A 17992-nucleotide genomic window follows, 5' to 3' on the forward strand; every position below is an offset into this window, starting at 1 on the left:
TCAGGCGCGCTCGATCGAGACCTTCTCGATCACCACGTCGGTGACCGGGCGGTCGCCGGCACCGGTCGGCCCGGTGCCGATCGCGTCCACGACGTTGATCGACTCCTGGTCTGCCACCTCGCCGAAGATCGTGTGCTTGTAGTTGAGCCACGTCGTCGGCGCGACGGTGATGAAGAACTGGGAGCCGTTGGAGTTGGGCCCGGAGTTGGCCATGGCCAGCAGGTAGGGCTTGTTGAACTGGAGTTCGGGGTGGAACTCGTCGGCGAACTTGTAGCCGGGGCCGCCGCGACCGGTCCCGGTCGGGTCGCCGCCCTGGAGCATGAAGCCCGCGATGACGCGGTGGAAGATCGAACCGTCGTAGAACGGCCCGGAGTTCTCCCCCCGGGCGTTGGCCTCGGAGTAGGACTTGGTCCCCTCGGCCAGGCCGACGAAGTTGGCCACCGTCTTGGGCGCGTGGTCGGGGTGGAGGTGGATGCGGATGTCACCCTGCGAGGTGTGCAGGGTGGCCGTCACCTTGGTACCGACGAGCGAGTCGTTGCTGTCTGCCACGCACACCATCGTGCCATCCGGGAGCGGGAAGGTTCGGCAAGGGGCAGGATGGGTATTGCCGGGGGGTGACTGACCGACAGCTTGTGGAGCGCGACATGGACGAGGTGGACGCAATGGCCCGAGCCGGTGAATCGGTGGGCAAGGCGGTCGGCACGGGTCTGCGCGCCGTCCGCCGCAGCGCCGTCCGCGCTGGTCACGCCGGTGCCGACGTCGCGGTGACGTGGGCGGAGCTCGCGGAGGGCAAACTCGCCGAACGCGGGGTCACGGCCGACCACGTGCGCGGGGTGGTCGCGGACCGCGCCGGCGCGCTGGTGGAGAAGGCCGAGCAGGTCGAGAAGTCGACCCGCAAGACCCGCAAACAACTGGCGAAGCGGGCCAAGGGCGTCCGTAAGGACGTGGCCAAGGCCGCCGAGCGGGCCCGCAAGGAGACCCGCTCGCGCGCCAAGGATGTGAGCAAGGCCGCCAAGCAGGCCCGCAAGGACTTCGCCGCCGCGCAGCAGCCGAAGAAGAGCCGCAAGTGGCCGTGGCTGCTGGGCCTGGTCGTCGCCCTGGGCGTGGCCGGCTACGTGGCGCTGACCCGCCGCCCGGAGGAAGTCCACCTGGAGGAGGTCGACGAGCAGGTCGAGTCGCCGCCCCCGGTGAACCGCACCACCGCCGAGAACGCCGCCCGCAACGGCCGCCCGGCGGACCAGAGCGTGACCGACCGCCGCTGAGGCGGTCGACACCGCGGTTCCGACCCGCACCGCGCCGACCACCTCCCCCGAGGCGGGCGGCGCGGTCGCGCGCGTCGGCTAGAGGCCCAGGTTCCCGATCACCGTCTCGGCGATCCGCTTCGCCTTGATGGTCTGCTGCTGGTTGCTGGTCACGACCACGGCCGCGCCGCCCTTGGCGACCGCGTAGACCGCGCCGGTGTCGCCGACCAGCGAGCCGCCCGCCCAGCCGGCGGGTGCGGACGCGGGGCTGGAGTCGGCGACCGGCGCGGCCCGGTCGACCACCGCCTTCGCGGTTCTCTCCACGCCCTGGAACACCCAGACCGACAGTTGGACGTCGGTCCCGTTCGCGTAGAAGAAGCAGGCCGGTCGGGGCTGGTCGGCGGACAGCCGGACCTTCCGCACGAGCTGGCCGTTGGCCTCGGCGACGACCCCCGGCTCCAGGTACGGGCACGTCCCCTCGGCGACCGGCTCCGGCACCGGCGGCGGGCCCGCCGGCCCGGGTGCGGAGGAGGGCGTGCTCGACGCCGCCGACGCGGTGGGCGGGCCGGACTCGGCCGGTTCCGCCGTCCCGCAGGCGGTCAGCGCGCCGAGGACCAGCAGGGATGGCAGGGCAATGCGCAGCGCTCGGTTCATAGGGCTGCCAGTCAATCAGAATCCCAACAGCGAATCGACAGGGTGACGACCTAGGCACGCATCGTTAAGGGGGTTAGCTTGTCCTTACCCTGCCAGGCCGCCCTGCAATGTGAGGACTGACCCTGATGAACGTCTTTGACCGCGGTCGTGATCACGCCCTAGCGCTGTTCCGGATCGTCGTCGGCGTGTTGTTCGTGTGTCACGGGGCACAGAAGTTGTTCGGAGTGCTGGGCGCGGAGGAAGCCGTGTCCCCCACCTCCTGGCCGTCCGGTCCGGCCGGACTGATCGAACTCGTCGGCGGTGCGCTGATCGTGCTGGGACTGGGGACGCGCGTCGCGGCGCTGATCTCGTCCGGTGCGATGGCGTACGCCTACTTCGTGGTGCACCAGCCCGCCGGCCTGCTGCCGATCCAGAACAACGGCGAGCTCGCCGCCGTGTACGCGTGGGTGTTCCTGCTCCTGGTGTTCACCGGCCCCGGCTCGTGGGCGTTGGACAAGGTGATCGCCGCACGCCGGCAGCACAACACCTCGTCGAGTCTGGCCAACGCCTGATCGAGCGAATGACGAAGCGGACGTCGCAACGGTGCGACGTCCGCTTTCCTACTTCTCCACCCGGTGATGTTCGAAGTGCCCCGAGTGCGGCGGACAACCGCTCACCCGATCCGGGGATGACCCGATGTCAGGCGCGCAAGACGCCGGATACCAACGACACGGGATGCGCACTACGTCGGGTACCACGACACGGGGTGGGCACGACGGCGGGCACGAACGACAAAAGGCCCGCGGTGACCGCGAGCCTTGAGTACGTGGAGACGAGGGGAATCGAACCCCTAACCCCCGCCTTGCAAAGGCGGTGCTCTGCCAATTGAGCTACGTCCCCTTGCGAGGAGCGGCAGATCTCCGCCCTTCGCAGGTTCAGTCGGTCGGAGCAGTGGCCTCGCGCCACAGGTCCGCGTCGGCCTTGGCCGAGCGGTTGCGCTTGACGAAGAACAGGACCGCACCGGCGACGGCGACAAGTGCGATGATCTTCTTCACAGCATTTCCCCTCTGCAATCCTGCGAAACTTCCGGTGGGCCTAGGAGGACTTGAACCTCCGACCTCTTCATTATCAGTGAAGCGCTCTAACCGCCTGAGCTATAGGCCCTCGGGGCAACGACCGCAACAGTACACGATCCACTGTCGTGGCCCCAAATCCGGGGTCACTCGCGTTCGGACAAGGTCACTTCCAGTCCACCCGCGAGATCCGCCGACACGTTGTAGACGAACGCGCCGACCGTGGCCAGGGCCGTGAACAGCACGATGTTGACCGCGCCGACGATCGCCGCCACGCCGAACACCCGCCCCGCGCTGATCAACGGGTCACCCGAGGTCTCGTTGCCCTGGAGCAGGTCGTTCGCGGTGTTGTTGATCTTGTCCCAGACGCCCATGCCGTTCAGCACGCCGTAGAGCACGCCGACCGCGACCAGCCAGACGAAGAACAGCGCCACGCTCAGCACCAGCGCCAGCTTCAGCACCGACCACGGGTCGACCCGCTTGACCTGGAGGCTCGCCCGGCGCGGACCCCGGCCGGGACGGCGGGTGGCCGGCCCGGACTGCGCCGGCCTGCCGTTGGCCGCGCCGAGGTTCACCGACGTCCGGCCCGAACCGCCGAGCAGGCCGCCCGGCGACCCGGCCGAGTCGGCCGGCTTCGGGCGGGCCACCGCCACCGTGTCCGGGTCGGAGGCCGGGTACGCGGGCGGCGACCCGGCCTCCGCCGTGGGCTGCTCGGGGGTGACGTCGCCCGGTCCGACCTGCTGCGCCTCGCCGTACCGCGCGTCGCTGGTCACGCGCTGCCAGGGCGGCGGCGCGGCGGACGACTCCTGCTCGGTCGCCGGGGGTTCCGCCGCCGGGCTCCCGCCCGCCGGGGTGGCCGGCGGGGCGGGTGTGGCGGCGGTCGGCGCGGCGGACGCACCCGATGAGGCCTGCACCGGCGGCTGTTCAGGTGTCGACTCGGCACCGGGCCGGGTGATCACCGCGGTCTTGTCCTCTGGCTTCTCGGGTGAACTCACGAGCAGTCCTCAACCTCTCGTTCGCGCGCTAGTTGGCGGGTTCCCCGTCGACCGGTTCCCCGTCGTCACCACTGGGGACGTCTCCGGCCTCGTCCGCGTTGCGTGCCACCGCGATGAGAGTGGTCCCCTCGCCGAGGTTCATCAACCGGACGCCCTTCGTCTGCCTGCCCGCTTTGCGCACCTCCACGGCGCTGGTCCGGATGACCCCGCCGGAGGAGGTGATGGCGTAGAGCTCGTCGTCGACGTCGACGATGAGCGCGCCGACAAGCCTCCCACGCCTGCGGTCGTGCTGGATGGTCAGCACGCCCTTGCCGCCACGGCCCTGCACGGGGTAGTCCTCGATCGGCGTGCGCTTGGCGTACCCACCATCGGTGGCCACCAAAACAAACAGGCCCTCTTGGACGACGCCCATGGACAGCAGCTCGTCCCCGGAGTTGAAGCGCATCCCCAGGACGCCCGAGGTGGCTCGTCCCATCGGCCGCAGCGCCTCGTCCCCGGCGTGGAACCGGATGGACTGGCCGTCCGCCGACACCAGCAGCAGGTCGTCGTCGGCCGAGCAGAGGACCGCGCCCACGAGTTCGTCGTCATCGCGCAGGTTGATGCCGATAAGACCACCCGATCGGTTGGAATCGAAGTCGGACAGCTTCGACTTCTTCACCAACCCCTTCTTGGTGGCCAGCACCAGGTACGGCGAGACGCCGTAGTTCTTGATCTGGATGACCTGGGCGATCTCCTCGTCCGGCTGGAACGCCAGCAGGTTCGCCACGTGCTGGCCCCGGGCGTTCCGGTTCGCCTCGGGCAGCTCGTACGCCTTGGCCCGGTACACCCGGCCCTTGTTGGTGAAGAACAGGATCCAGTCGTGCGTGGAGCACACGAAGAAGTGCTGCACGATGTCGTCCTGCTTGAGCTGCGCGCCCTGGACGCCCTTGCCGCCGCGCCGCTGCGAGCGGTACAGGTCGGTCTTGGTGCGCTTCGCGTAGCCCGTGCGGGTGATCGTGACGACGACGTCCTCGACCGCGATCAGGTCTTCCATCGACACGTCGCCGTCGAACGGCACGATCTTCGTGCGCCGGTCGTCGCCGTACTTGTCCACGATCGCCAGCAGCTCCTCGCGCACGATCGCGCGCTGCCGCTCCGGCTTGTCCAGGATGTCCTTGAGGTCCGCGATCTCGACCTCGATCTCGGCGAGCTGGTCGATGATCTTCTGCCGCTCCAGGGCCGCCAGCCGGCGGAGCTGCATCTCCAGGATCGCGTTGGCCTGGACCTCGTCGACGTCGAGCAGCTCGATCAGGCCGGTGCGCGCGGCGTCCGGCGTCTGCGACCGGCGGATCAGCGCGATGACCTCGTCGAGGTGGTCGAGCGCCTTGACCAGGCCGCGCAGGACGTGGGCGCGCTCCTCGGCCTTGCGCAGCCGGAAGCGGGTGCGCCGGACGATGACCTCGATCTGGTGCTTCACGTAGTGCCGGATCATCTGGTCCAGGCGCAGCGTGCGCGGCACCCCGTCGACCAGCGACAGCATGTTCACGCCGAACGAGTACTGGAGCTGGGTGTGCTTGTAGAGGTTGTTCAGCACCACCTTGGCGACCGCGTCCCGCTTGAGCGTGACCACGATCCGCATGCCGATGCGCTTGTTCGACTCGTCGGCGATGTTCGCGATGCCGGTGAGCTTCTGGTCGCGCACCAGGTTCGCGATGTTCTCCACCAGGTTGTCCGGGTTCACCTGGTAGGGCAGCTCGGTGACGACCAGGATGGTCCGCCCCTTGCTGTCCTCGTCGATCTCCACGACCGCGCGCATCTTCACCGAGCCGCGACCGGTGCGGTAGGCGTCCTCGATGCCCGAGGTGCCGAGGATCTGCCCGTGGGTCGGGAAGTCCGGCCCCTTGATCCGGGCGATCATCGCCTCCAGGGTCTCCTCGTCGGGAGCCTCCGGGTTGTCCAGCGCCCACACCACGCCGTCCGCGACCTCGCGCAGGTTGTGCGGCGGGATGTTGGTGGCCATGCCGACCGCGATCCCGGACGAGCCGTTGATCAGCAGGTTCGGAATGCGGGACGGCAGGACGACCGGCTCCTGGATGCGACCGTCGTAGTTGTCCCGGAAGTCGACCGCGTCCTCTTCGATGTCGGCCAGCATCTGCATGGCCAGCGGCGTGAGGCGGCACTCGGTGTAGCGCATCGCGGCGGCCGGGTCGTTGCCCTGGGAGCCGAAGTTGCCCTGGCCGTCGATCAGCGGGTAGCGCAGGGCCCACGGCTGGGCGAGGCGGACCAGCGCGTCGTAGATCGCCGAGTCGCCGTGCGGGTGGTAGTTGCCCATCACGTCGCCGACCACGCGGGCGCACTTGTTGTAGCTGCGGTCCGGGCGGAAGCCCGAGTCGTACATCGAGTACAGGACGCGGACGTGCACGGGCTTGAGGCCGTCGCGCACGTCGGGCAGCGCTCGTCCCACGATCACGCTCATGGCGTAGTCGATGTACGAGTTCTGCATCTCCTGCTGGAGATCGCGCGGCTCGGTGCGGTCACCGCCACTAGGAGGCAGCGTCGTCTCAGTCACGGTTCTTCTTTCCTGTTCGCCGGCCGGGGAGGACTAAACGGGACGCTCAGACGTCCAGGAACCGCACGCCCTTGGCGTTGCGGGTGATGAACGATCGGCGCGCCTCGACGTCCTCGCCCATCAGCACGCTGAACAGCTCGTCGGCGGTCGCCGCGTCGTCCATGGTCACCTGGAGCAGCACCCGGTGGGCCGGGTCCATCGTGGTCTCCCACAGCTCGTCGGCGTTCATCTCGCCAAGACCCTTGTAGCGCTGGATGTTGTCGTCCTTGCCGATCTTCTTGCCCGCGGCCAGGCCCTGCTGGATCAGGCCGTCGCGCTCGCGGTCGGAGTAGGCGAACTCCGGCTCTTGGCGCTGCCACTTGATCTTGTACAGCGGCGGCTGCGCGAGGTACACGTGACCGGTTTCGAGCAGCGGGCGCATGAAGCGGAACAGCAGGGTGAGCAGCAGGGTGCGGATGTGCTGGCCGTCGACGTCGGCGTCGGCCATCAGCACGATCTTGTGGTACCGCAGCTTGCTCAGGTCGAACTCGTCGTGGATGCCGGTGCCCAGCGCGGTGATCAGCGACTGGACCTCGTTGTTCTTCAGCACGCGGTCGATGCGCGCCTTCTCCACGTTGATGATCTTGCCGCGGATCGGCAGGATCGCCTGGAACATGGAGTCGCGGCCCTCCTTGGCCGACCCGCCCGCGGAGTCGCCCTCCACGACGTAGATCTCGCACTCCTCCGGGTTGGTGGAGCGGCAGTCCTTGAGCTTGCCGGGCAGGCCGCCGATGTCCAGCGCGCCCTTGCGGCGCACCAGCTCCCGGGCCTTGCGCGCGGCCATCCGGGCCTGCGCGGAGGAGACCGCCTTGGTGACGATGACCTTGGTCTCGTTCGGGTGGCGCTCGAACCAGTCGGCCAGGTGCTCGTTCGTGGACTTCTGCACGAACGACTTGGCCTCGCTGTTGCCCAGCTTGGTCTTCGTCTGCCCCTCGAACTGGGGCTCTTTGAGCTTCACCGAGATGATCGCGGCGAGACCCTCGCGGATGTCGTCGCCGGTGAGGTTGGTGTCCTTCTCCTTGAGCAGCTTCTTCTCGCGCGCGTACTCGTTGACCACGCGGGTCAGCGCGGCGCGGAAGCCCTCCTCGTGGGTGCCGCCCTCGTGCGTGTTGATCGTGTTGGCGAAGGTGTACACCGACGGCGTGTACCCGGTGTTCCACTGCATCGCGACCTCGACTTCGAGGTCCTCCCCCTTGGCCTCGAACGAGATGACCTTCTCGTGCACGGCCTCGCGGGTGTGGTTGATGTGGCGGACGAAGTCCTCCAGGCCACCGGGGTACTGGAACCTGCGCTCGCGCACCGCCGCCACGTGACCCTCGGCGTCGGCCTCCACGTCGGTGTCCTGCACGCGCTCGTCGCGCAGGATGATGGTGAGGCCCTTGTTGAGGAAGGCCATCTCCTGCAACCGGCGCGAGATCGTCTCGATGTTGTACTCGGTGGTCTCGAAGATCTCGGCGTCCGCCCAGTACGTGATGGACGTGCCGGTCTCCTCGGTGGGCTCGCCCTTGCGCAGCTCGTGCGCGGGCTTGGTGCCCTCGTAGCGCTGGTTCCACGTGAAACCGTCGGTCTTGATCTCCACGTCGATCGCGGTCGACAACGCGTTCACCACGGAGATGCCGACGCCGTGCAGGCCGCCGGACACCGCGTAGGAGTCGCTGTCGAACTTGCCGCCCGCGTGCAGCTTGGTCAGCACCACCTCAAGGGTGGGCTTCTTCTCCACGGGGTGCATGCCGACCGGGATGCCCCGGCCGTCGTCGATCACCCGGACGCCGCCGTTGGCCAGCAGGGTGACGTCGACCAGGGTCGCGTACCCGGCCATGGCCTCGTCGACCGAGTTGTCCACGACCTCCTGGATGAGGTGGTGCAAGCCGCGCTCGCCGGTCGACCCGATGTACATGCCGGGCCGCTTGCGGACCGCCTCCAGACCCTCTAGGACGGTGATCGAAGACGCGCTGTACTCATTCTTGGCTGCCACGGGCCTGGTGTCTCCTCGGACGTCAAGCGACTCGCCACCGGAGGGTGCGACGCTGCGGTCACGCTGTACCCCTCGATTCTACTGGGCAACCGGTCCAGAAACACACCGAGGACACCCCTGGTTTGCTCACAGAGGGCCGGAAGTGAAGACCGAAGGGTCCGCGCTGCGGTTGCCGGGCTGCGAAACGGCTGCTGAGCGCTCACCGCGCCGTAGAATCGCCGCTGACGCCCTGGCGCGACTCACCCGTAGGTGTCACGGGGTCCGCGACCGGGGGCGTGCCTGGGACCGTAGCGCCAACTGGGTGCCGCCGGTCCCTGCACCTTCAGCTTCCGCACCACGCCGTCGCCGACCCCGGCCGCGATCCGCTTGAGCAGCTCGCGCTGCAACAGCCGCAACTGGGTGGCCCACGCCGTGGAGTCGGCCTGGACGGTCAGCTCACCGTCACTGAGAGCGACGGGCTGGGCGTGCTCGGCCACGTCCTCGCCGACCAGCTTCGGCCACCGCGCGAACACCTGGCCGCCCGCGAGCCGCTCGGTCCACCCCCGGTCGGCGGCGATCCGGGACGCCAGCCTGCCCAGCGGCTGGGGGTCGCGGTCGTCCGGTCCCGCGCCGGACCAGCGCCGCCGGCGACGCCGCGCCGCACCGCCCGAGGCACCCGCGGCACCCCGGCGGACGACCCGCGATCCGCGCTCCCTGGCCGACGCCCGTGCCGCCTCCAGCGCGGCGCGGGCGAGGTCCGACCCCGTCAATCCACCCTCTTCAGCGACTTCAGGTGTGGACAGGTGCCCTTCTGTGGCCGAGTTATCCACACCATCCACAGGGTTGTCCCCAGATGTGGGTCCAGTCTCACCCGATTGGGTGAACTCCTCAGGCACGGTGCACCTCCCCGTGGCGAACCTCGAAACGCGCGCCTTCGAGCTCCTCCGGCACGTCCTCGGCGACGGCCGCGGTGATCAACACCTGCTCCGCCGCAGCGGCCACCTTCGCCAACTGCCGCCGCCGGTCCCGGTCGAGTTCGGCGAATACGTCGTCCAGCACGAGCACCGGCTCCGCGCCGTCGGCGCGCAGCATCCCGTACCCGCCGAGCCGGAGGGCCAAGGCGAAGGACCATGACTCCCCGTGACTGGCGTAGCCCTTGGCCGGCAGCTCGCCGAGCGCCAGCTCCAGGTCGTCGCGGTGCGGTCCGACCAGGCACACGCCCCGGTCGATCTCCTGCCCGCGAACCCGGCGCAGCTCCTCCAGCAACGCCTCCTCCAGCGCCGCCCGGTCGGGCGTTCCCGGGAACGCCGCGCCCAGGCTCGACCGGTACCCGATCACCGCCGGCCGCGACTCCGGCGCGACCTCCGCGTACGACCGCGCCACGTGCGGAGCGATGTCGGCCACCAGGTCGAGCCGGCCCGCCAACAGCTCCGCGCCGTGCCGGGCCAGGTGCCCGTCCCACACGTCCAGCGTGCCCGCGTCCGACGACCGCACCGAGCGGATGCTCTTGAGCAGCGCGCCGCGCTGCTTGAGCACCCGCTCGTAGTCGCCGCGCACCCCCGCGTAACGGGGGGACCGCGAGGTGAGCAACTCGTCCAGGAAGCGCCGGCGCTCGCCGGGGTCGCCGCGCACCAGCGCCAGGTCCTCCGGCGCGAACAGCACCGTCCGCAGGATGCCCAGCACGTCCCGCGGTCGCGGCACCGGGCCGCGGTTGATCCGCGCCCGGTTCGCCTTGCCCGCGGTGATCTCCAGCTCGACCAGCAGCTCCCGGCCCTCGTTGACCACCGCCGCGCGCACCACCGCGCGGGCGGCACCGTGCCGGATCAGCGGCGCGTCCGTCGCGACGCGGTGCGAGCCGAGGGTGGCGACGTAGCCGAGCGCCTCGACCAGGTTCGTCTTGCCCTGGCCGTTGCGCCCGACGAGCACGGTCACCCCCGGCTCGAAGGCCAGGTCCGCCTGCTCCCACGATCTGAAGTCCGCGACTTGCAGGTGTCGGACGTACAAGGCTCAGCTCTGCGTGCTGCCGGAACCGGAAGACGGACCGGCGGTCTGCACGGCGTGCCCGCCGAACTGGTTGCGCAGCGCGGCGACCGCGCGCATGGCGGGCGAGTCGTCCTGGCGGGAGGCGAACCGGGCGAACAACGCCGCGGAGATCACCGGCGCGGGCACCGCGTGGTTGATCGCCTCCTCGACGGTCCACCGGCCCTCGCCCGAGTCCTCCACGTGGCCGCGCAGGTCGTCCAGCTCCGGGTCCGAGTCCAGCGCGCGGACCAGCAGGTCCAGCAGCCAGGAGCGGACCACGGTGCCGCGCTGCCACGCCTTGATCGTGGCGGGCACGTCCTCGACCAGCTTCGACGCCTCCAGCAGCTCGAAGCCCTCGGCGTAGGCCTGCATCAGGCCGTACTCGATGCCGTTGTGCACCATCTTCGCGAAGTGGCCCGCGCCGACCTTGCCGGCGTGCGCGAAGCCCTCCTCGCGCGGACCCTCCGGGCGCAGCGCGTCGAAGATCGGCATCGCCCGCTCGACGTGCTCGGCCTCGCCGCCGACCATCAGGCCGTAGCCGTTCTCCAGGCCCCACACGCCGCCGGACACGCCGGCGTCGACGTACGCGACGCCCTTGGCGTCCAGCGCCTCGGCGTTCTTCGAGTCGTCGGTGAAGCGCGAGTTGCCGCCGTCGATCACGAGGTCGCCGGGCGCGAGCAGCTCGCCGAGCTCGGCGATGGTCTGCCGGGTGATGTCACCGGCGGGCACCATCACCCAGACCACGCGGGGTGCGGCGAGCCTGCCCACCAGGTCGGCCAGCGAGTCGGCGTCGGTCACGTCCGGGTTCCGGTCGTAGCCCACCACCTCGTGACCGGCGCGGCGGATCCGCTCGCGCATGTTGAAGCCCATCTTGCCGAGGCCGACGAGTCCGAGCTGCACGGTCGTGTTCTCCCCTGGGTTCGTGGTTGATCAGCCGGGCAGGCGCACGGGCATGAGCAGGTAGAGGTAGCCCGGTGCCACGTTCCCATCCTCGTCCACCGGCTTGAGCAGCGCCGGGCGGCTCGGGGTGGTGAACGACAGGTGCGCCTTGGGGGTCCGCACGGCCTGGAGGCCCTCGTGCAGGTACGTCGGGTTGAACGCGATGGTCACCGCGTCACCGGTGTAGTCGACCGGCAGCTCCTCTTCGGCGCTGCCCTCGTCGTCACCGCCGGCCGAGAGCTTCAGCGACGAGTCGGCGAACTCCAGCCGGACCTGGGTGCCGCGCTCGGCGACCAGCGACACGCGCTTGATCGCCTGCACCAGCGAGTCGACCTCGATCACCGCGGCGGCCGAGTGCTCGGTGGGCAGTAGCTGGCGGTACTTCGGGAAGTCCGCGTCGAGCAGGCGGGTGGTGGTGCGCCGGCCGGTGCCGGACAGGCCCAGCAGGCCGTCGTTGGCGGCGAGCGAGAGCTCGATCGTCGCGCCGGACGCGCCGAGCGTCTTCGCGGCGTCGTTGAGCGTCTTGGCCGGGACGAGCACCGCGACCTCGCCGAGCGAGTCGTCGGGCTGCCAGTCGAACTCGCGCATCGCGAGCCGGAAGCGGTCGGTCGCGACCAGGGTCAGCCTGCCCTCGCCGATCTCCAGCCGCACGCCGGTCAGCATCGGGAGCGTGTCGTCCTTGCCCGCCGCGATGGCGACCTGGGACACCGCTTCGCCGAACACCTCACCGGGCAGCCGGCCCGCGAGCTGCGGCATGGACGGTAGCTGGGGGTAGTCCTCGACCGGCATGGTCGGCAGCGAGAAGCGCGCCGAGCCGCAGCTTATCGTCATCCGCGAGCCGTCCACCGCGATCTCCACCGGGTGGTTCGGCAGCGCCTTGGTGATGTCCGCGAGCAGCCGGCCGGAGACCAGCGCCTTGCCGCCGTCCGCGATCGTGGCCGGCACGCCGCACTGCGCCGAGACCTCGTAGTCGAACCCGGAGACGGTGAGCGCCTCGCCTGATCCGTCCTCCGCCCCGGCGTCGAGCAGAACACCACCGAGCACCGGGACCGGCGGCCTCGACGGCAGGCTGCGCGCGACCCAGGCGACGGCGTCGGCCAGGCCGTCGCGCTCGACGCGGATCTTCATGAGGCGTCCTCTCTCAAAGTCCTCAAGTCGGCGTGGTCCACGGCAACAACGAACGTTGCGGTGGGGGTTCGGGGAGCCGCGTCCCTCGCCGGATCGGTTCCGACCCTCGGCGCGGAAGCTCAACCGTAGAGCGTCGGGGAGCGGTTCGTCACCTCGGGGCCACACCCGGGTTCCCCCGGGGGCGGCGCGTTGTCCCCGGGTTCGACCCCCGCTGTTTTTTCTTTGTTCTTCTCTTCAAGGGAAGACAACAGCAACAGCAGTAGGGGCTGTGGATTGTGTGGATAACAGGCGTTCTCGCAGCTCGCCACCCCTGAGGGGCTGTGGACGAGTAAGGGTTGCCACCCGGGGACAGATCGGCGCACCCGGGGAGAACTCCGGCGGTGGTCCGATCGGTCCACAGGTTGGCCGAGTTGTCCCCGGGTGTATCCCCGGGTGTGGGCCGAGTTGTACCCGGGTGCTGCACAGGGTGATCGTGGCCTGGATCTCGCCCGATCAGCGCTTTTTGCGGGCCTGTGGACAACTCGGAACCGCCGGTTCACCCGCAGAACGCCCGTCGTCCCCGGTGTTCCGCCCCGGGTTCGGGCCGCCGCGCACCCCGTTCCAGGGCCTCCGAAGGGTCGCGTCGGGTCCCGAAAACCGCTCCCGCAACCCCCTCTCGACCCCCTCGCGGACCCTTCGCGGCCACTTCGCGACCCCCTCCGGCGACCGCGCCCGAGCCGTCCGACACCCGGGTGCGCACCCGGGTGCGCCCGCCCGCACCCGGGTGCGGGCGGTGCGGCTCGGGCCCGCACCCGGGTGCGGGCGGGCGCGAGCCCTCCGGCGTCAACCGGCCGATCGCGACGAGTGCTCGTGGAGGTCGGTGCCCTCGCGGAGCACCCGGTCGAGCCGGTCCGTCGCGCTCTCGGCGGCGTCGATCGTCCGGGCCACCGCCTCGGCCGCCTCCTGCGCCTCCTCGGCGGCCTCGATCGCCGCGCCGGCTTCGCGGCGCAACCGCCGTGCGAGGTCGGCGTGCCCGAGGCGGTCGGCCGCGTCGGCCCGTTCCCCGGCGAGGGCCGCCGCGCGCCGCGCCTGCGCGCCGGCGTCGAACGACTTCCCGGCGATCCGGCCGGCGGCGGCGATGAGCTCGACGTCGTGCAGCGCGGTCGCGATGTCGGCGTGCAGCGCCCGGACCTGGGCTTCGTGCAGGGTGATCTCCGCCGTGCTGCCGATCGCCAGGAGCAGGGTGCCCTCCACGCTGCCGCGCAGTCGGACGCGGACGTCGGCGTGGGGGCACAGGACCACGGTCGTGTGGGCTTCCTGGGTGTTCATCGGGTTCGTCCTCTCGGGAGCGCGGGTACCGCCGAATGGCCCTGCGGTCTACGGCCAGATCGCCCGCCATGGGAAGATTCCGGTGACAGGCACACTGTTTCCGGGAAAACATCACATGATCCCGGAATAATGGCAACACGAGTCACCGGGACGGAGTACGGATGCCGAGGAAGTCGCCGGGGCCGAAGGCGAAGGGTCTGGGCAGCGAGCTGCGCGTCCTGCGCAAGGACGCCCGCGTCACGCTCGAACAGGCGGCAGCGGCGATCGGCCTGTCGAAGCAGGTGCTGTCCCGGCTGGAGACCGGCCAGCGGAACATCGTCCCGGACGAGGTCGCCGGACTGCTCGGCCTGTACGGCGTCACCGGCCCGCGCCGCGAGCAACTGCTCACCATGGCGCGCACGCTGGACGACCCCGGTTGGTGGGAGCTGAACGCGCCCGGCCTGACCCAGGAGTCCGCGACCCTGGCCGACTACGAGGAGCGCGCCGCGCACATCACCGACTGGTCGCCGCTGCTCGTGCCGGGTCTGCTCCAGACCCCCGACTACGCCCGCGCGTTCATGCTGGACGACGGGCTCACCTCCAGCGAGGTCGAATCGCGGCTCGGCGCGCGGATGCGCCGCCAAGAGCGCCTGGACCGCGACGACGTCCACTACACCGCGCTGCTCGGCGAGCCGGCGTTGATCGGCAACGACGACATCCACCGCGACCAGTTGGCGGCCCTGGCGGTCGCCGCCGAACGCCCGAACGTGACGATCCGGGTGGTGCCGACCCGGTCGATGCCGCGACTCGGCCGCGTCGGTGCCTTCATGGTCCTCGACATCCCGCCGTCGACCGTGGTGCACGTCGAGATGGCCCGGTCGGGCGCGTTCCTGGACGAGGAGGCGTTCACCACCCCCTATCTCCGTCGCGCCGGGCGACTCGGGGAAGTCGCGCTCAGTGCGACACTGTCCCTGCGTCGGATTGTCGGTCTGCGAGACGAAGTGGGTGTGTGATTGATGCGGCTACCTGCGCTGGTGTGGCGGAAGTCGGCCCGATCGGAGTCGCAGTCGAACTGCGTCGAACTGGCCTCCCTCCGGGACGGCGGGGTCGCGGTGCGGGACAGCAAGCTGGGCGGGGCGAGCCCGGTGCTGGCACTCGACCCGGCCGGCGCGGCGGCGTTCCGCGACGCGGTCAAGCGCGGTGCGTTCGACCCGGCCTGACCCCGTCCCACGGCAGAACGCGGCAGCGCCCCGGCAAGGGGTGCTGCCGCGTTCGCGTGTGGACGGGTCGGTCCCGGGGTCCGCTCAGGGGTCCGCTCAGGGGGCGTGGCGGGCGCGCTGCTTGATGCGCGACGTCAGTTCCTGCACCTGCTCGTAGACCCGGCGGCGCTCGGCCATCTCCTTGCGGATCTTCTTGTCCGCGTGCATGACCGTCGTGTGGTCGCGACCGCCGAACGTCTGCCCGATCTTCGGCAGCGACAGGTCGGTCAGCTCGCGGCACAGGTACATCGAGATCTGCCGGGCCTGGGCCAGCACCTTCGTCTTACCGGGCCCGCACAGGTCGTCCATGCTCACGCTGAAGAACTCCGCCGTGACGGCCATGATGGTCGGCGCGGTGATCTCCGGGGCGTGCGAGTCCGGGATGAGGTCGCGGAGCACTATCTCGGCGAGCTGGATGTCCACCGGCTGCCGGTTCAGCGAGGCGAACGCGGTGACCCGGATGAGCGCGCCCTCCAGCTCGCGGATGTTGCGCTCGACCCGCGACGCGATGAACTCCAGCACGTCGGCGGGCGCGGCCAGGCGGTCCTGGGCGGCCTTCTTGCGCAGGATCGCGATCCGGGTCTCCAGCTCGGGCGGCTGGATGTCGGTGATCAGACCCCACTCGAACCGCGTGCGCAGGCGGTCCTCCAGCGTCTCCAGCCGCTTGGGCGGCCGGTCGGAGGACACCACGATCTGCTTGTTCGAGTTGTGCAGCGTGTTGAAGGTGTGGAAGAACTCCTCCTGGGTGCCTTCCTTGCCCTCCAGGAACTGGATGTCGTCCACCAGCAGCACGTCGATGTCCCGGTACCGCCGCTGGAACGCGACCTTCCGGTCGTCGCGCAGCGAGTTGATGAAGTCGTTCGTGAACTCCTCGGTCGACACGTACCGCACCCGCATGCCGGGGAACAGCCGCTGGGCGTAGTGCCCGACGGCGTGCAGCAGGTGGGTCTTGCCCAGCCCGGACTCGCCCCAGATGAACAGCGGGTTGTACGCGCGGGCGGGTGCCTCGGCGACCGCCACCGCCGCCGCGTGGGCGAACCGGTTGGACGCGCCGATCACGAAGGTGTCGAAGTTGTACTTCTCGTTCAGCCGGGTCTGCGACGAGGCCGGGTTCGCGGGCCGGGTGAACGGCGTGCCGCTCGGCGCACCGCCGCTGAACGTCGGCCAGATCTCGGTGACGGCGGCGAGCGCGTCGCCCTCCTCGTCCACCTCTTCGTCGGTCTCGGAGTCCTCGGTCCCGAGCGGCAGCTCGGCCTGCCCGAGGCCGTTGGTCGGCGGACCCGGCACGGGCATCGGCATCGGCATCGGCTTGACGCCGGGCACGGGGATCGGCGTGGTCGGGGGGCTGTTCACCGGCTCGGGTGAATCGACCTTCACCGCGAGTGACACCGGACGGCCCAGCCGGCGGGACAGCGCGGCCGTGATCGGCTCGCGCAACGCCCGCTCGATCGCCTCTTTCGCGAAGTCGGAAGGCGCGGCCAGCAGCGCGGTCCCGTCGAGCAGGCCGATGGGACGGGTCACGCGCATCCACGCGCGCTGCTGCGGGGACAACGTGCTGGCAGCGAGCTCCAGCACGACCTGTTCCCACACGCGACCCAGATCGGCCTGGTGGTCGGACACCTCCGCGCCCCCTCCCCTCGGTGTGACTGCCCTGCGGCCGTGCCGGTCCCCGGGGGCCGACACGACGTGGACACGGAGAATAGAGGCATCCACAGAGTTATCCACAACTGTGCACGAACGCGCGTCGGTGGCAGCGGGTCCCGTTGCTCTCCGAACACCCTGCGGTGCGTGTCACGACGTCCCGTCGGCCCACGTCCGCCTGCGAAGGCAGCACGCTAACAAGGCGCGAGCGGTACCACAAGACGTTGGTCGTCGCGACTGTTTTACGTGCCCGGCACGTCGCGGACCGTGGCTGCGCACACCCTACCGGGGACCCCGGTTTGAGTCCCGCACCCGGGGCTGCGTACCCTGGAACCGTCTCCGCTTGCGAGGCGTGCTCTTTGCGCGCGCCCATGGACCCGCTGGGGACGACCACAGACGTTAAGCACCCGGGAGTCCGACCGTGAGCAAGGGTAAGCGCACTTTCCAGCCCAACAACCGCCGCCGCGCGAAGACGCACGGCTTCCGGCTGCGTATGCGCACCCGCGCCGGTCGCGCCATCCTGGCGGCGCGCCGCGGCAAGGGCCGCCAGCAGCTCTCCGCCTGATCGCCGCAGAGCCGTGCTTCCCGCGGCCAATCGGCTGACCCGCAGCCAGGACTTCGGCCTGGTGGTCCGCCGAGGCCGCCGGGCCGGCCGGCCCCGGCTGGTTCTGCACGCCCTGATGCCCGGAGTCCAGGACTCCGGCGACCTCGGGGCGCGACCGGGTACCTCGGCGCAGCCCACCTTGGACCAGTCCAAGGTGGGCTTCGTCGTGAGCAAGGCCGTGGGCAACTCCGTCGTCCGGCACCGGGTGAGCCGCAAGCTGCGGCACCTGGTGCGGGACCGGCTGGCCGGTCTGCCCCCGGGTTCGTCCCTGGTCGTGCGCGCGCTCGCGCCGGCCGCCGAGGCGAGCAGCGCGGAACTCGGCGACGACCTCGACGCCGCGCTGCGCAGGCTGCTGCGATGACCGACCGGGTGGGCCCCGTGACCCGGGTGCTGCTGCTGCCGATCCAGTTCTACCGGCGGTTCATCTCCCCCGCGTTGCCCCCGACTTGCCGTTTCCACCCGAGTTGCAGCACCTACGCGGTGGAAGCGCTGACCGTCCACGGACCGTTGCGCGGCTCCTGGCTGGCCATCCGCCGGCTGGGCCGCTGCGGACCCTGGCACCCTGGTGGCCTGGACCCCGTTCCGCCGAGGCGGACCACGGTCCCCGACCTTCCTGCCGAGGAGTAGCC

At 70.3% G+C, this 17992-nt stretch carries 18 protein-coding genes, 2 tRNA genes and 1 pseudogene; 7 read left to right on the forward strand and 14 right to left on the reverse strand.

The window, feature by feature from the left end; translation table 11 throughout:
• On the reverse strand, window positions 1-549 hold the full coding sequence (locus AB0G01_RS04080) for a peptidylprolyl isomerase (protein ID WP_360939435.1): 549 nt from the start codon (window positions 547-549) through the stop codon (window positions 1-3).
• 95 nt (window positions 550-644) lie between these two features.
• Between AB0G01_RS04080 and AB0G01_RS04085 the strand changes: the two genes are divergently transcribed.
• Window positions 645-1262 (forward strand): hypothetical protein, encoded by a 618-nt coding sequence (locus AB0G01_RS04085; RefSeq protein WP_360939437.1) that lies wholly within the window; start codon window positions 645-647, stop codon window positions 1260-1262.
• A 78-nt stretch (window positions 1263-1340) separates the two neighbouring features.
• On the opposite strand, the gene AB0G01_RS04090 is transcribed toward AB0G01_RS04085, so the two are convergent.
• Complete coding sequence (locus AB0G01_RS04090; protein WP_360939439.1) at window positions 1341-1895, reverse strand: DUF2020 domain-containing protein; 555 nt, start codon at window positions 1893-1895, stop codon at window positions 1341-1343.
• Window positions 1896-2020: 125 nt separating this feature from the next.
• Here AB0G01_RS04090 and AB0G01_RS04095 point away from each other — a divergent pair, with 125 nt between their 5' ends.
• Entirely contained in the window at window positions 2021-2446 is a 426-nt protein-coding gene (locus AB0G01_RS04095) for a DoxX family protein (RefSeq protein ID WP_360939441.1), read from the forward strand.
• 255 nt (window positions 2447-2701) lie between these two features.
• Here the strand turns inward: AB0G01_RS04095 and AB0G01_RS04100 are convergent.
• From AB0G01_RS04100 to AB0G01_RS04150, 11 genes and pseudogenes are all read right to left on the reverse strand, one after another.
• Window positions 2702-2774 (reverse strand) — tRNA-Ala (locus tag AB0G01_RS04100).
• Between the two features lie 38 nt (window positions 2775-2812).
• Window positions 2813-2929 (reverse strand): annotated as a pseudogene (locus AB0G01_RS04105) (DLW-39 family protein); the annotation flags it as partial.
• 35 nt (window positions 2930-2964) lie between these two features.
• Window positions 2965-3038: transfer RNA gene (locus AB0G01_RS04110), tRNA-Ile, on the reverse strand.
• 55 nt (window positions 3039-3093) lie between these two features.
• Window positions 3094-3942, reverse strand: coding sequence for a DUF3566 domain-containing protein (locus tag AB0G01_RS04115; protein ID WP_360939443.1), 849 nt, complete (start codon window positions 3940-3942; stop codon window positions 3094-3096).
• A 28-nt stretch (window positions 3943-3970) separates the two neighbouring features.
• On the reverse strand, window positions 3971-6490 hold the full coding sequence (gyrA, locus tag AB0G01_RS04120; protein WP_360939445.1) for a DNA gyrase subunit A: 2520 nt from the start codon (window positions 6488-6490) through the stop codon (window positions 3971-3973).
• Window positions 6491-6536: 46 nt separating this feature from the next.
• Window positions 6537-8504: a DNA topoisomerase (ATP-hydrolyzing) subunit B gene (gene gyrB / locus AB0G01_RS04125; protein ID WP_360939447.1), complete on the reverse strand. Its 1968-nt coding sequence runs from the start codon at window positions 8502-8504 to the stop codon at window positions 6537-6539.
• 239 nt (window positions 8505-8743) lie between these two features.
• Window positions 8744-9253, reverse strand: coding sequence for a DciA family protein (locus AB0G01_RS04130; RefSeq protein WP_360939449.1), 510 nt, complete (start codon window positions 9251-9253; stop codon window positions 8744-8746).
• 118 nt (window positions 9254-9371) lie between these two features.
• Window positions 9372-10487 carry a DNA replication/repair protein RecF gene (gene recF / locus AB0G01_RS04135; RefSeq protein WP_360939451.1) on the reverse strand — a complete coding sequence of 372 codons (1116 nt, stop codon included), beginning with the start codon at window positions 10485-10487 and terminating at the stop codon, window positions 9372-9374.
• Between the two features lie 3 nt (window positions 10488-10490).
• A complete protein-coding gene (gene gnd, locus AB0G01_RS04140; protein WP_360939453.1) occupies window positions 10491-11405 on the reverse strand; it encodes a phosphogluconate dehydrogenase (NAD(+)-dependent, decarboxylating) in 915 nt (304 codons plus the stop codon).
• Between the two features lie 30 nt (window positions 11406-11435).
• A complete protein-coding gene (gene dnaN / locus AB0G01_RS04145) occupies window positions 11436-12572 on the reverse strand; it encodes a DNA polymerase III subunit beta (RefSeq protein ID WP_360939455.1) in 1137 nt (378 codons plus the stop codon).
• A gap of 822 nt (window positions 12573-13394) precedes the next feature.
• Window positions 13395-13880, reverse strand: coding sequence for a hypothetical protein (locus tag AB0G01_RS04150; protein ID WP_360939457.1), 486 nt, complete (start codon window positions 13878-13880; stop codon window positions 13395-13397).
• A gap of 161 nt (window positions 13881-14041) precedes the next feature.
• On the opposite strand from AB0G01_RS04150, the gene AB0G01_RS04155 reads away from it, so the two are divergent.
• Together AB0G01_RS04155 and AB0G01_RS04160 are read left to right on the forward strand one after the other, a co-directional pair.
• A complete protein-coding gene (locus AB0G01_RS04155; RefSeq protein WP_360939459.1) occupies window positions 14042-14872 on the forward strand; it encodes a helix-turn-helix transcriptional regulator in 831 nt (276 codons plus the stop codon).
• 3 nt (window positions 14873-14875) lie between these two features.
• The gene (locus tag AB0G01_RS04160) at window positions 14876-15079 is read left to right on the forward strand and encodes a DUF397 domain-containing protein (RefSeq protein WP_360939461.1); all 204 of its coding nucleotides are present in this window, start codon (window positions 14876-14878) and stop codon (window positions 15077-15079) included.
• Window positions 15080-15175: 96 nt separating this feature from the next.
• Here the strand turns inward: AB0G01_RS04160 and dnaA are convergent, their stop codons facing one another.
• Window positions 15176-16738: a chromosomal replication initiator protein DnaA gene (gene dnaA / locus AB0G01_RS04165; protein WP_360939463.1), complete on the reverse strand. Its 1563-nt coding sequence runs from the start codon at window positions 16736-16738 to the stop codon at window positions 15176-15178.
• 442 nt (window positions 16739-17180) lie between these two features.
• Here dnaA and rpmH point away from each other — a divergent pair, with 442 nt between their 5' ends.
• The 3 genes from rpmH to yidD are packed head-to-tail and all read left to right on the forward strand — an operon-like array spanning window position 17181 to window position 17990.
• Window positions 17181-17324 carry a 50S ribosomal protein L34 gene (rpmH, locus tag AB0G01_RS04170; protein WP_077010604.1) on the forward strand — a complete coding sequence of 48 codons (144 nt, stop codon included), beginning with the start codon at window positions 17181-17183 and terminating at the stop codon, window positions 17322-17324.
• Between the two features lie 13 nt (window positions 17325-17337).
• Window positions 17338-17724 carry a ribonuclease P protein component gene (gene rnpA, locus AB0G01_RS04175; protein WP_360939465.1) on the forward strand — a complete coding sequence of 129 codons (387 nt, stop codon included), beginning with the start codon at window positions 17338-17340 and terminating at the stop codon, window positions 17722-17724.
• Complete coding sequence (gene yidD, locus AB0G01_RS04180; RefSeq protein WP_360939467.1) at window positions 17721-17990, forward strand: membrane protein insertion efficiency factor YidD; 270 nt, start codon at window positions 17721-17723, stop codon at window positions 17988-17990. The genes rnpA and yidD overlap by 4 nt, the downstream gene beginning before the upstream one ends.
• Window positions 17991-17992: the final 2 nt, after the last annotated feature.

Source organism: Actinosynnema sp. NPDC023587 (genome assembly GCF_040640215.1).
GTDB lineage: Bacteria > Actinomycetota > Actinomycetes > Mycobacteriales > Pseudonocardiaceae > Actinosynnema.